9 protein-coding genes are annotated in these 13,005 nt (G+C 65.1%); 6 read left to right on the plus strand and 3 right to left on the minus strand.

Annotated elements, in window-relative coordinates; all coding sequences use genetic code 11:
• Window positions 1-13 precede the first annotated feature (13 nt).
• From P5W99_RS07245 to P5W99_RS07255, 3 genes are read left to right on the plus strand one after another with little or no spacing between them, the layout of a single operon-like run.
• The gene (locus P5W99_RS07245) at window positions 14-1,225 is read left to right on the plus strand and encodes an HlyD family efflux transporter periplasmic adaptor subunit (RefSeq protein ID WP_434662353.1); all 1,212 of its coding nucleotides are present in this window, start codon (window positions 14-16) and stop codon (window positions 1,223-1,225) included.
• Between the two features lie 7 nt (window positions 1,226-1,232).
• A complete protein-coding gene (locus P5W99_RS07250; protein WP_421079443.1) occupies window positions 1,233-3,332 on the plus strand; it encodes a peptidase domain-containing ABC transporter in 2,100 nt (699 codons plus the stop codon).
• Window positions 3,329-4,933, plus strand: a complete 1,605-nt coding sequence (locus P5W99_RS07255) for a TolC family outer membrane protein (RefSeq protein ID WP_421079444.1) — start codon at window positions 3,329-3,331, stop codon at window positions 4,931-4,933. Before P5W99_RS07250 ends, P5W99_RS07255 begins: the two co-directional genes overlap by 4 nt.
• Window positions 4,934-5,017: 84 nt before the next feature.
• On the opposite strand, the gene P5W99_RS07260 is transcribed toward P5W99_RS07255, so the two are convergent.
• The gene (locus P5W99_RS07260) at window positions 5,018-6,211 is read right to left on the minus strand and encodes a urate hydroxylase PuuD (protein WP_421043834.1); all 1,194 of its coding nucleotides are present in this window, start codon (window positions 6,209-6,211) and stop codon (window positions 5,018-5,020) included.
• Between the two features lie 194 nt (window positions 6,212-6,405).
• Window positions 6,406-6,759, minus strand: coding sequence for a hydroxyisourate hydrolase (gene uraH / locus P5W99_RS07265; RefSeq protein WP_421023905.1), 354 nt, complete (start codon window positions 6,757-6,759; stop codon window positions 6,406-6,408).
• 612 nt (window positions 6,760-7,371) lie between these two features.
• Between uraH and P5W99_RS07270 the strand changes: the two genes are divergently transcribed.
• Complete coding sequence (locus tag P5W99_RS07270; protein WP_421023906.1) at window positions 7,372-8,775, plus strand: 8-oxoguanine deaminase; 1,404 nt, start codon at window positions 7,372-7,374, stop codon at window positions 8,773-8,775.
• 149 nt (window positions 8,776-8,924) lie between these two features.
• Here P5W99_RS07270 and P5W99_RS07275 read toward each other — a convergent pair whose 3' ends face one another.
• Window positions 8,925-9,857 (minus strand): LysR substrate-binding domain-containing protein, encoded by a 933-nt coding sequence (locus P5W99_RS07275; RefSeq protein ID WP_035532552.1) that lies wholly within the window; start codon window positions 9,855-9,857, stop codon window positions 8,925-8,927.
• 279 nt (window positions 9,858-10,136) lie between these two features.
• Here P5W99_RS07275 and P5W99_RS07280 point away from each other — a divergent pair, with 279 nt between their 5' ends.
• Together P5W99_RS07280 and P5W99_RS07285 are read left to right on the plus strand one after the other, a co-directional pair.
• Entirely contained in the window at window positions 10,137-11,801 is a 1,665-nt protein-coding gene (locus P5W99_RS07280; RefSeq protein ID WP_421079445.1) for an ABC transporter ATP-binding protein, read from the plus strand.
• A gap of 84 nt (window positions 11,802-11,885) precedes the next feature.
• A complete protein-coding gene (locus tag P5W99_RS07285; RefSeq protein WP_421023908.1) occupies window positions 11,886-12,992 on the plus strand; it encodes an ABC transporter permease in 1,107 nt (368 codons plus the stop codon).
• Window positions 12,993-13,005: the final 13 nt, after the last annotated feature.

Consider the following 13,005-nt stretch of genomic DNA (forward strand, 5'->3'; position numbering starts at 1 on the left):
GAACGATAACAACGTGGAACCGATTTATCTTCCCGAGTTCCGGGATATTCGCTGGCGCTGGATTGCCTACGCGGCGTCGACGATCGTGGTGTTTGGCGTGGCGTTTGCCTTCACGCACGAGGTAGAGCTGAAGCAGGACGTGCGCTGCGAAATCGTGTCGCCGGCTGAAATCAAGATCCAGGGCGCGAGCGGGTTGATCTCGTCGATCTACGTTCAGCCGCCTGAGCAGGTAAGTGCGGGACAGCCGCTTTTTCGCGTCGAGCGCGACTTGTCGCTCGCGACCGACGGCACGCGCCGAACGGCCTTCGACGCCCAGGTGCGCGACGACGAGCGCCGCGCTGCCGACGCGCGCTATACCCAGCGTCGCATCGAACTCACGACGCAGCTCTCCACGGCGCGCAGCAACGAAGCCAGCCGCTGCGCTGAGCTCGCTGAACTGGGCGTGCAGGGCGCGCAGAACAGCCTGCTCGTGAGCGAGGCGCAAAAGAAGCTCGCGCGTCTCGAATCCGTTTCCGATTACGTCGCCGCCGACCGTGTCGAGCAGGCGCGCGCTGACTTGCACCAGAGCCGCATTGCGAGCGCCGAGGCGGCGTCGCGGCGTCAGCAGGCCCAGGCGGCGATCTCCGATCTGCAAAATACCCAGACGGCTCTCGCCGCGCAGCTCAAGGAACTCGAATCGAGCCATGCGCGCGAACTCCAGGAAGCGGATGTGCGCTTCGAGCAAAACCGGCGCGATGCGACGATTTCGGCGCCGAAGGCTGGCATGATGACGTTCTCGCGCCTCGTGCAGGGAAGCACGCTGCAGCCCGACGACGTAGCGATGGTGATCGTCACCGATCCGAAGCAGCCCTTGCGCGCCGAATTGCGCATTCCGTCACGTCGGCGCGGTTTCGTGCACGAGGGCCAGACGGTGCGCCTGAAGTTCGATGCATTTCCCTACGCACGCTTCGGCTCATACGAGGCACGCATCAACTCGATTTCGCACACGACGGTAGCGGCTGCGTCGCCGCCCACCGGAGCGGATGCAGCCGCCGCGGCTACCGGCGGCACGCCGCCGGAGCAGGGCGACGAGTACGTTGCGTGGGTCACGCTGCCCGGCAATACGTTCCACTATGGCTCGCAGCGTTTCGACATTCTGCCGGGGATGCAGGCGACCGCGAGCGTCGTTGTCGAGCGGCGCACCATCGCGGAATGGGTGCTCGAGCCGTTGTTCAAGATCGTATGAGGCTGAAATGCAGGTGATTTACCAGAACGAAGTCGCCGAGTGCGGCTACGCGTGTCTTGCCATGGTGCTCTCGCATTTCGGCCGCGCCACGGAGGTCCGCGAGCTTTCGGCGTACCGGCCGATTTCGGCTAACGGCCTGTCGTTGATGGACTTGTACGACACGGCAACCGATTTCGGCCTTGAAGTTCAGGCGTTCCGCTTCGATGCCTCGCAGGTGGGCGAGATCAAGCGCGGCTCGATCATCCATTTCGGCGGCGCGCATTTCGTGGTGTTCGAGCGTGCCTCACGCCATTACGTCACGTTGCTCGATCCGGCGGTCGGACGCCGGCGCATCGCAAAGGACACCTTCCTCGCGTGCGTATCCGGCTATTTGATCGAATGCGCGCCAACACCGGCGCTCACGCAGATCAAGCGGCGCTCGCGGGTGCCCGCCGCACTCGCACGCGTGCGTGAGCTCAATCCACAGATGCGTGGCCAGTTCGCGAAGATTCTCTTCGTTGCGCTGGGGGCGCAGTTCGCGATTCTCGCGCAGCCTTACTTCGGTTCGTTCGTGCTCGATCATGTCGTGTCCGCGGACAATCTCGAACTTCTTAACGTGCTCGCGCTCACGTTCGGATCGATCTTCCTCGTGGGCGCGCTCAGCCAATATGTGCAAGGCGTGCTGGTCGAGTTGCTCTACGCGCACACGAGCGTGAATGCCACGGAGGGGCTGTTTGCGCATCTGTTGCGTGTGCCCATCGCGTACTTCGAAAAGCGCAATGTCGGAGATATCTTCACGCGCTTCAAGTCCCAGGACGAGATCAACGGTTTCGCGTCGCGCAAGGCCGTGTCGTTTTGCATCGACATCACAGTCGGGTTGCTGGCGATGTTCCTGATGTTCGTTCAGAACGTCAAACTATCGCTCCTCGTGCTGGTGATTTTTGCGGCCTACGTCATCGTTTCCGGAGCGATCTTCTCCTCGATGCGCGACGCGCATGCGCGCGTGCTACAGGAAGGCGCACGTTGCGACGACGCACTCTTCGAGACCGTGCGCGGCGCATCGCTCATCAAGCTGTCGCAAGGCGAGACGCGGCGCGTGGCGCGTTATATGGAGATCTTTCGCACCTATGCTTCGGCGCTGTTCCGCAGCAGCCGGCTCGCGGCGACGCGCGACGCGGTGCTCAAGCTGCTCATGCATGTGGAGACGCTGGTCGTCACCTGGTTCGCAGCGAAGCTGATGCTCGGCGGCGTGCTTTCAGTCGGCGCGTTCTACTCGTTCATGATCTACAAGGCGCTGTTTTCGGAGCGGATCGCTTCCACCATCAACACGGGCTTTGCGTACTACATGCTGAGCGTGCCGGTCGCGCGGGTCGACGACATCGTTGCCTGCGAGCCCGAGCGTTATACGGCACTCGCCGACGTGCACAAGACCGTCGAAGTGCGCGAGTTCGAGCGCATCGGCGTACGCAATGTGACCTTTGCGTATGGCGTCTCCGACCAGCCCGTGCTCGCGGGGGCGAGCATCGACATCGCGCGCGGCGACAAGATCGTGATTACTGGACCGTCGGGCGCTGGCAAGTCCACGCTCTTCAAATTGCTGGCCGCTTCCGAAGTGCCGCAGCAAGGAGAAATTACGCTTAACGGCGTCGCCTGGCCCAATTTGAGCGTCGACGAAATCCGCCGCCACGCCGTTCACATGCGCCAGGGCGACATCATTCTGCACGGTTCGATCGCCGATAATATTTCGCTCTTCGAAGGCAACCCGGACGAAGCGCGCATTCTCGCGCTGCTCGAGGAGGTCGGTCTGCTCGATGACGTGATGCGTTTGCCGATGCGCACGCGCACGATCATCAGCGATTCGCTCGCGAATATTTCCGCCGGCCAGCGGCAACGGCTGCTGCTTGCCCGCGCGCTTTATCAGCGGCGCGAGTTGCTGCTGCTCGACGAGCCGACTTCGAATCTCGACCCCGTTGCGGTGCGGCGCATATCGGCGCTGCTTCAGCGGCTCGATCGCACGGTCGTGGTGATCACGCACGACGTTGCCGAGCGGCACTATCGTCTCGTCGATGGTGCGTTCGTGCGCGTCGAGCGCGAGCACGCCGGCGCGGCGATGGAGGGCGTGGCATGAGCGGCGCGCGTTCCCGCCGTGGCGTGCGCGCGCTCGCGCTCGCGTGCTTCCTGCTCGCGAACGGTGTGCATGCCGCAGACCTGCTTTCCGTGGTCGACGACGCGCCCGATCACGATCCGGCGCTGGCCGCTTCGCGCGCGGCGACGCGCGCAGCCGCGCAGGCCGTGCCCAAGGCGCGCGCTGGGCTCCTGCCTCGGGTCACGGGCGGTTTGGGCCGCGCTTACAACGGCATTGTGATGGAGGATTTCCCGACCCAGCATTACTGGCAGAGCGGCTGGACGATCGGGTTGACGCAACCGCTATTCAACTGGGCGAACTGGACTGCGTACCGGCAGGCCGACTACGAGGTGATGCGTGCACGCCTGCAGGCGGCCAATGCGACGCAGGACACCATCCTTGCCGCAGCGCGTGCGTATTTCGATGCGCTTGCGGCTGGCGACGAGGTGGCGCGGGCGACGGACTATTTGCGCGCGCTCGACGCGCATCTCGCGCTGGTCAAGCGTGCGAAGGCAGCGGGCGAGGCGACGCTCATCGATGTGCACGATGGCGAAGCGAGCCGCGCACAGGCGCAACTCCAGTTGCTCGACGCGCAGAGCCAAGCGCGTCTTGCGCGCGCAGCGCTCGAACGGCTTTCAGGAAAATCTGCGGAGACGCTCGCGCCGCTGCCGCCAGGCGGCGCGCCCATGCTCCAGCCTGCCGATGTCGAGCCTTGGGTCACGCAGGCGCAAACGCACGGCTACGCGGTGCAGATCGGCGAGGTGGCGCTGCAGATCGCGAAGTTCGACACCGAGAAGGCGCGTGCGGAACGTTATCCGACTGTCGACTTGCAGGTGAGTCACACGCCGGCCGGTGCGGCGGGCGGCTATGCGAGGCCCACGACGACGACGACCGGCATGCTCGCCGTCACGATTCCGCTTTTTGCGGGCGGCGAGATCTCGGCGAAAGTCGACGAGGCGAGGGCGCTCGAAGACAAGGCGCGCGACGATCTCGACGTGGCGGTGCGCGACTCGGGAGCGGGGGCGCGCGACGCGTGGCTGCGCGTGACATCGGGGCAGGCGCGCGTGAGCGCGCTCGAACAGGTCGTGCGGCGTTCGCAGACGGCGCTCGACGCGACGCGCATCGGCTTCGGCGTGGGCAGCCGCACGAGTCTGGACGTGCTGCGTGCGACCGATACGTTCTACGCGAGCCGTCGCGACCTGATCCGCGCGCGCTATGAATCCGTGCTCGCGTTGCTAAAGCTGCTCTCGCAGACCACCACGCTTGACCTGGACGAAGTGGGGCGGATCAATGCGCAGCTTTTCGCGAGCGGTGCGATGCCCGAGCGCGGGCAGCCGCTGGCCACGGCAAGTCAGGCTGGTGCGAGGCAGGCAAGCACGCCCATCGCCGAGCCGGTCGTGCACGATGTCGTCGATAACGAGGCCTCCGTCATGCGCCCCCCGGAGCCCGCCGGGATGCCGGTCCCTCCACCACGCGCAGCGGCGGCGGCGCCGGCACAAAGCGCACCGCCCCAGGCTGCGCCGCGAGCGCATCGTGTGCTTTCGGCGGCCGACATGGCGCCCGCAGCGCAGGCCTTGAATAGCTACGTGCCGTTCGTTCGCTGATCTGATCGGTAAAAGAAAAAGCCCGAAGCGTTGCGCTTCGGGCTTTTCATTTTGCTTGACTGCCTGTTTCGCGGCGAGGGCAGATTACTGCTTTGCGCCGCCCTGGAACCACGCTGCAATCTTCTGACGCTCATCATCGGTCATGTGCGTGACGTTGCCAAGCGGCATGGCCTTGAGCGTGACGGCCTGCTGGTACAGACGCTGCGCGTTCTGCGAGATTTCGTCTGGCGTATCGAGCATCACGCCGGCGGGCGCTGCACCCATCATCGTCGGGTGAGCCGAGTGGCAGCCCGCGCAACGTTGCTGCAGGATCGGCTGGATGTCCGAGACCTTGATCGACGGAGCGTTCGCGGCTTCGGCCTGCGGCACGACCGGCTTCGGCAGCGTCCAGATCAGTGCGACGAACATCAGCACCACGCCGCCGATCGGCAGATACCACAGCTGCTGACCACGGTGACGCATCACGAAGAACTGGCGAATCAGCGCGCCGGCCAGCATGATCACGACGAGCACGGCCCAGTTGTAGGCGTGCGCGTAGGTCATGGCGTAGTGGTTCGACAGCATCGCGAACACGACGGGCAGCGTGAAGTAGGTGTTGTGCACCGAACGCTGCTTGCCGCGTTTGCCGTAGATCGGGTTCGGCGTTTCGCCCTTGAGCATCGCTGCGACCATCTTGCGCTGGCCCGGGATGATCACGAAGAACACGTTCGCCGACATGATCGTTGCCAGCATGCCGCCCATGATCAGGTACGCTGCGCGGCCCGAGAAAATGTGGCAGGCGAGGTAGGCCGCGACCACGACATAGATGCCGACGCAAACGCCGAGCAGCTTGTCGTTCGTGCCGAGTGTGCGGCACAGCGTGTCGTAGACGATCCAGCCGGCGGCGAGGAAGCCGAGTGCCGAGAAGACCGCGACGACCGGGCCCATGTCGAGCACGTTCTTGTCGATCAGGTACGTGTTCGGCGCCATCAGATACAGCACCGTGAACAGCGACGCGCCCGAGAGCCACGTCGTGTACGACGGCCACTTCGACCAGTGCAGGTCTTCGGGCATTTCGGGCGGCGCGACGGTGTACTTCTGCATGTTGTAGAAGCCGCCGCCGTGCACGTGCCACAACTCGCCGAACACGCCGCGGCGACGCTGGTTGGCGTCCGTAGGCGGTTTGAGGCTGTTATCGAGTGCGACGAAGTAGAACGACTCGCCAATCCAGGCGATGGCCGCGATGACGTGGAACCAGCGCAATGCGAGGTTCAGCCAGTCGGTAATAAAGCCTTCCATGAAACTCCTCCAATCCTGATTCGATGCGCGCGGACGGCAATGCGTCTCGCGCTGACTGCGGGGACGGCGCGCAGGAACCGGGTAATCCGGTCTCGCACCAAACGCCGAGAGAAAGTGCGGCGCGTCAAAAGCGGAGTGTCGCTTGCGCGGGCCGCTTTCAGTCTGTTATGCGTTTTTGGGTTTGGCGGGACCGTTCAGCTACCGCGATAGGTGCTGTAGGACCACGGCGAAACGAGCAGCGGCACGTGGTAGTGCGCGTCCGTGTCGGCGATGCCAAAGCGCAGCGCGACGCGGTCGACGAAGCGCGGCTCCGGCACTTTGGCGCCCAGCGCGGCGAAGTAGTCGCCCGCGTGGAAGATCAGTTCGTATTCGCCCCTGGCGAGCGCCGGGCCTTCGAGCAGCGGTTCGTCGCAGCGGCCGTCGTGGTTGGTCGTGACGGTCTTCAGCGCACGGCGGGTTTCGCCTTCGAGCGCATAGAGTTCGACCTTGATGCCCGCGCCGGGACGGCCGTTCGCGGTGTCGAGCACGTGGGTAGTCAGCTTGCCCATTCGCAGTTTTCCTTGTCTTTTCCTGGTGTCATTGCGAGGTTTCGGCGGCAGTCCGATCCGTCGAACCCGAAGGTTCTTGGCGGATCGAGGCTCCACGTCAGCTGTGGCTACATACCCGTCGGCGGATCGATATGAGCGCCGTGCACGCATTTTAAGAACAATGCGGCATAAGCGCGCGACCGATAGGAAAGATAATCCAGGCAGCATGTACCTCGCGCGCCGAGCCTTGCTCCGTGGGGCTTACACGGCGGCAAGGGGTTGGGGTTTTCACCCATGGATGAATCTTGAACGAGCCAAAAATCGACCTTTATACGTATTCCGTGAATGTGGTTATCCCGTCCGGGTGAATTGTCAGCCTGATTTTGGCCACGCAAGGTAACGGTTATGTGCGGCTCACGAGTTGAGCCGCGCGTCCCGAAGACGGCGCCAGGCGCTGGGTAACCGGGCCAGCGGCGTCTGCAGTCGGGACGCGTCGGCACCGGGGTCCCGGATTGGCTGGCGCGTGCGGCGAGGGCGTCTGCTTCACATTCATGGTCATCTCAAACGCGGCGTGCGGCGCGCTTACTGGCGCGCGGCATGCGCCGCGGCAAGACAACGGAGCGAACAGACACAATGGAACCCACGAACCGCACAGCGCAAGGCTCAAATCAAAAGCGCGGCAAGACCTTGCTGGTGAAAAACGCTGACATGCTGGTGACAATGGACGGCGCGCGGCGCGAGATTCGCGGCGGCGGTCTCTACGTCGAAGATAACCGCATCGTCGCGGTCGGCACCGCCGGCGAGCTGCCGGAAACTGCCGACGAAGTGCTCGATATGCGCGGCTATCTGGTGCTGCCGGGCCTCGTCAACACTCACCATCACATGTACCAGAGCCTCACGCGCGCCGTTCCCGCCGCGCAGGACGCCGAGCTGTTCGGCTGGCTCACGAATCTCTACAAGGTCTGGGCGAACCTCACGCCCGAAATGATCGAGGTGTCGACGCTCACGGCCATGGCCGAGCTGCTGCTCTCGGGCTGCACGACCTCGAGCGACCATCTTTACATCTACCCGAACGGCAGCCGGCTCGACGACAGTATTCGCTCCGCGCAGCAGATCGGCATGCGCTTTCACGCGGCGCGCGGCAGCATGAGCGTCGGCCAGAAGGATGGCGGCTTGCCGCCCGATTCCGTGGTCGAAAACGAAGACGCGATTCTCGCCGATACCCAGCGTCTCATCGAGACGTATCACGACGAGGGCCGCTACGCGATGCTGCGCATGGTGGTGGCGCCGTGCTCACCGTTCTCGGTGAGCCGCGACCTCATGCGCGAATCGGCGACGCTGGCGCGCCACTACGGCGTCTCCATGCACACGCACCTCGCGGAGAACGTCAACGACATCGCCTATAGCCGCGAAAAATTCGGCATGACGCCGGCCGAGTACGCCGAGGATCTGGGCTGGGTGGGCCACGACGTCTGGCATGCGCACTGCGTGCAGCTCGACGAGCATGGCATCGGCCTGTTCGGGCGCACCGGCACGGGCGTCGCCCATTGCCCGTGCTCGAATATGCGGCTTGCCTCGGGCATCGCGCCCATCAAGAAGATGCGCCTGGCTGGCGTGCCGGTGGGGCTCGGCGTGGATGGCTCGGCTTCCAACGACGGCGCGCAGATGGTGGCGGAGGCGCGTCAGGCCATGTTGCTCGCACGCGTGGGCTTCGGCCCCGACGCGATGACCGCGCGCGAAGCGCTCGAAATTGCCACGCTGGGCGGCGCGCGCGTGCTGGGCCGCGACGACATCGGTGCGCTCGCACCGGGCATGGCCGCTGACTTCATCGCGTTCGATCTGCGCCAGCCGCACTTTGCGGGCGCGTTGCACGATCCGGTCGCGGCGCTCGTGTTCTGCGCACCGTCGCAGGTTGCGCTGTCGGTGATCAACGGGCGGGTTGTGGTGAAGGAGGGGGGGCTGCAGACCATCGAGCTGGGGCCAGTGATCGAGCGGCATAACCGGCTCGCGTCGCAGCTCGCGCAGTTGGCGCGCTAAGTGGAATAAGTGCAGGGAAGATCCGATGGGAGGGGCGGTGCGCATGCGCGTGCCGCCCGGCAAGGAATGGATAAAGCAGGGAAGGAACGTAGAAAGTGCGGCGGCGCAACCTCATGCGGCCCGCTTGCCGCAGCAGCGTTGCCTGCCGCTTAGGGCTTGTCGATCAGCGTCTTCGTCGCTTCGGCCACGAGACTGCGCAACCAGCGTACTTCGTCCGAGTAATGACAGCGTTCATGCCACAACTGGTAATACTGCATCGGCGGGAAGTCGAGCGGCGCCGGCACGACCGTGAGCGGCAGGAAGCGCGCATAGTGGTCGGCGAACAGGCGCGTGGTCGTGAACACGAGGTCCGACTTGATGAGCACGTAGGGCGCGAGGTTGAAGTACGGCAGTGTGACGACCACGTGGCGTTTGAGGCGCTCGCGCGCGAGATGCACGTCGATGGCGCCGCGCTGGCCCACGGAATAGGGCGTGGGCGCGAGGTGCGGCGCGTTGAGGTACTGATCGAGCGTGAGCCCGCCGCGCTTGGCGTATGGGTGCGTGCTGTTCAGCAGGCAGACGATCTGGTCGACGAACAGATTCGAAAGATGCAACTGCTCGGGCGGCTCGGGCCAATTGCCGATCACGATATCGAGCTTGCCCTCCTCGAGCGCGAGCTCATAGTCGAACGCGGGCCCGAGCGAATGGAACTCGAGCGTGGCGTTGGGCGCGGCCTGGCGGAAACGCTCGACCACGGTGGGCACGAACAGCACGTTCAGATAGTCCGGGCAGCCGATGCGGTAGCAGCGGATGGAGGTGGCCGGATCGAAATTGTGCTGCTGGAAACGGATGCGCTCGATCTCGCGCAGGGCGTTCTGCACGGGTTCGAGCAGGCGCAGGCCGTATTCGGTGGGGACCATGCCGGACTTGCCGCGCACGAGGAGCGGGTCGCCGGTGATGTCGCGCAGGCGCCGCAGCGCGGCGCTGATCGCGGGTTGCGATTGATTCAGTTTGACGGCCGCGCGCGTGACGCTGCGTTCCATCAAAAGGGTGTGCAAGACGCGCAAGAGGTACGTGTCGATCGCCTCGCGTTGCTGGCTCATGAACTCTCCGGATTATATGTTTAGGCTGATCGAGGGGCTTTGTCAGTATATGATTTTTAATATGAACTGAAAGCTCCGTCAAGGGAGTCTTTCTACCAGGCGTGCTTGTCGAGCCTGTGCCGCGCGGGGAAACGCGGGTTTTTGGCGGCTCGACTCTGGCACTGTGAACAAGTATCGTCATTTCGCGCGGCGACGCCTCACGGAGGCTCGCCGCGGCATCGAACGGCACCGCACCACGTCGAAACACAGATTGCCATAACGTACTACAGCGAAACCTCCATGGGCGACTCATCTTCACGTCTGGCCGGCAGTCCACACGCGGAGCGCGCTGCTGCGCACGTGCCGCGGCTGGCGCTTGCCGGCATCACCAAGCAGTATCCCTCAGTGCGCGCGAACGACGATGTCACGCTCTCGGTCGCGCCGGGCGAGATTCACGCGTTGCTCGGCGAGAACGGCGCGGGCAAGAGCACGCTCATGAAGATCGTCTACGGTGCGGTGCGCCCGGATGCCGGCGAAATCCGCTGGGAAGGGGAGACGGTCGAGATTCCCAGTCCGGCTGCTGCGCGCAAGCTCGGCATCGGCATGGTGTTCCAGCATTTTTCGCTGTTCGAAACGCTTACAGTGGGCGAGAACATTGCGCTTTCGCTCGACGAGGCGTTCGACCTCAAGGCTTTGGCCAAGCGTATTCGCGAGGTATCGGCGCAATATGGGCTCGACGTCGATCCCCAGCGTCATGTGCACAGCCTCACGGTCGGCGAGCGCCAGCGCGTGGAGATCGTGCGCTGCCTTTTGCAGAACCCGCGCCTGCTGATCATGGACGAGCCGACCTCGGTGCTGACGCCGCAGGCCGTGCGCAAGTTGTTCGGCACCTTGCGCCGGCTGGCCTCGGAAGGTTGCAGCATCCTCTACATCAGCCACAAGCTCGACGAAATCCAGGCGCTTTGCGACACGGCTACGGTGCTGCGCGGCGGCAAGGTGACGGGCAACGTGACCCCGCGCGAGGAGACCCACGCCTCGCTGGCGCGGCTGATGGTGGGCCACGAGTTGCCTGACTACACACGCCGCGCGCATGCGCCGGGCGACGTGCGGCTCGACGTGAAGCATCTGTCGATGCCAAGCGAGGATCCATTCGGCACCTCGCTCGAGGATGTCACGTTCGCCGTGCATGCGGGCGAGATCCTGGGGATCGCCGGCGTGTCAGGCAACGGCCAGGCGGAACTGCTCGCGGCGCTCTCGGGCGAGGCGCGCGATGCGCTCCAGTCCCGGGCGGCCCGCCACCGCGTGGCCGCCGATGCAGTGACGATCTGCGGCAAGCCGGCCGCGCGTCTTTCCGCCGGCGCGCGGCGCAAGCTCGGCTTCGCTTTCGTGCCCGAGGAGCGGCTCGGGCGCGGCGCCGTGCCCGCGATGTCGCTAGCCGAAAACGCGCTGCTCACGGGCCACCGGCAGGGCATGGTGCGCTCCGGCTGGCCCATCCCGGGCTGGCTGCGCACGGGTACGATGCGCGCATTCGCCGAGCGCTGCATCGACGCTTTCGACGTGCGCTGTGGCGGTCCCGACGCGCTTGCCCAAAGCCTCTCGGGCGGCAACTTGCAGAAGTACATCGTCGGGCGCGAGATCCTGCAGGCGCCGCAGGTGCTGGTGGTCGCGCAACCCACCTGGGGCGTGGACGTCGGGGCGGCCGCATTCATCCGGCAGCAACTGCTCGATCTTTCGGCGCGCGGCGTGGCAATCCTGGTGATTTCGGAGGAGCTCGACGAACTCTTCGACATCTGCGACCGCATTGCGGTGCTTGCGGGCGGCCGTCTTTCGCCCGCGCGCCTCACGGGCGAGACCAATGCGGAGGAGATTGGCCGCTGGATGGCGGGCCTGTTCGGGGAGCGCGGCGAAGGCGCGGGGCGCCCGGACGGCGGCCCGCCGCCCGCCCAGTCTGTGATGCATCCCTGAGCGAAGCGCGCCACCTGCTGCGTCCCCAAGCTTTGGCGCAGAGCCAACACCACAATCACCGGACCGCTTGACGATATAGCCATCATGATCTTCCCGTACCGCCTCGAAGCCCGCACGACGCCGTCCCGCACGGTGCGCATTGCCGTGCCGCTGGTCGCCGCGCTCCTCACGCTCGCCATCGGCTTTCTGATCTTCGGTCTCGTCGGGCGCGATCCCGTGCAGGCAATGCGCGCGTTCTTCATCGATCCGCTCTCAAGCATCAATGGCTGGTCCGAGCTGCTGCTCAAGGCGTCGCCGCTATGCCTGATCGCGCTGGGCCTCGCGGCGGGTTACCGCGCCAACGTCTGGAATATCGGCGCAGAAGGGCAGATGGTGCTGGGCGGCATCGCGGCGAGCGGCGTGGCCATCTATTTCGATCAATCGAGCGGCTGGTGGATCCTGTTCCTGATGATGCTCGCGGGCGTGCTGGGCGGCATGGCCTGGGCGGCGATTCCCGCCTGGCTCAAGAGCCGCTTCAACACCAGCGAGATCCTCACGAGCCTGATGCTCACCTACGTCGCCACGCAATTGCTGATCTGGCTCGTGAGCGGTCCGTGGCGCGACCCCAACGGCATGAATTTCCCGCTTTCGGAGATGTTCAGCGGCGACGCGCTCTATCCGACTTTCGGCGGCGACTGGCGCATTCACTGGCTGCGCGGCACGCGCCTGAACGCGTCGATCTTCCTCACGCTCGCGGCCGTGCCGCTCGTCTGGCTGTTCATGCGCCGCAGCTTTGCAGGCTACCGCATGAGCGTGGGCGGCCTCGCGCCGCTCGCCGCGCGCTACGCGGGCTTCTCGGAAAAGACGACGATCTGGACCTCGCTGCTGCTGTCGGGCGGCCTCGCCGGACTTGCGGGCATGAGCGAGATCGCGGGCCCGATCGGCCAGTTGCAGGCAACGTGGTCGCCGGGCTACGGCTTCACGGCGATCATCGTCGCGTTCGTGGGGCGCTTGCATCCGCTCGGGATCGTGCTCGCGAGCTTGCTGATGGCGCTGCTTTATCTGGGTGGCGAAGCCGTGCAGACCTCGCTGCAATTGCCCCAGGCGCTGTCAGGAGTGTTTCAGGGCCTGCTGCTGTTCTGCCTGCTCGGCGCGGACCTGTTCGTGAATTACCGCGTGCGCCGCCGCCATCCCATCGCCGCCGCCCGCTGATCCGCCAATCGAC

Source organism: Paraburkholderia sp. A3BS-1L, assembly GCF_051125215.1.
Classification (GTDB): Bacteria; Pseudomonadota; Gammaproteobacteria; order Burkholderiales; family Burkholderiaceae; genus Paraburkholderia.

Excerpts from the sequence above, each read along its gene's own strand:
- P5W99_RS07250 (WP_421079443.1), top strand. The coding sequence starts at position 1,233 with ATGCAGGTGATTTACCAGAACGAAGTCGCCGAGTGCGGCTACGCGTGT.
- P5W99_RS07255 (WP_421079444.1), top strand. The coding sequence starts at position 3,329 with ATGAGCGGCGCGCGTTCCCGCCGTGGCGTGCGCGCGCTCGCGCTCGCG.
- P5W99_RS07260 (WP_421043834.1), bottom strand. The coding sequence starts at position 6,211 with ATGGAAGGCTTTATTACCGACTGGCTGAACCTCGCATTGCGCTGGTTC.
- uraH (WP_421023905.1), bottom strand. The coding sequence starts at position 6,759 with ATGGGCAAGCTGACTACCCACGTGCTCGACACCGCGAACGGCCGTCCC.
- P5W99_RS07270 (WP_421023906.1), top strand. The coding sequence starts at position 7,372 with ATGGAACCCACGAACCGCACAGCGCAAGGCTCAAATCAAAAGCGCGGC.
- P5W99_RS07275 (WP_035532552.1), bottom strand. The coding sequence starts at position 9,857 with ATGAGCCAGCAACGCGAGGCGATCGACACGTACCTCTTGCGCGTCTTG.
- P5W99_RS07280 (WP_421079445.1), top strand. The coding sequence starts at position 10,137 with ATGGGCGACTCATCTTCACGTCTGGCCGGCAGTCCACACGCGGAGCGC.
- P5W99_RS07285 (WP_421023908.1), top strand. The coding sequence starts at position 11,886 with ATGATCTTCCCGTACCGCCTCGAAGCCCGCACGACGCCGTCCCGCACG.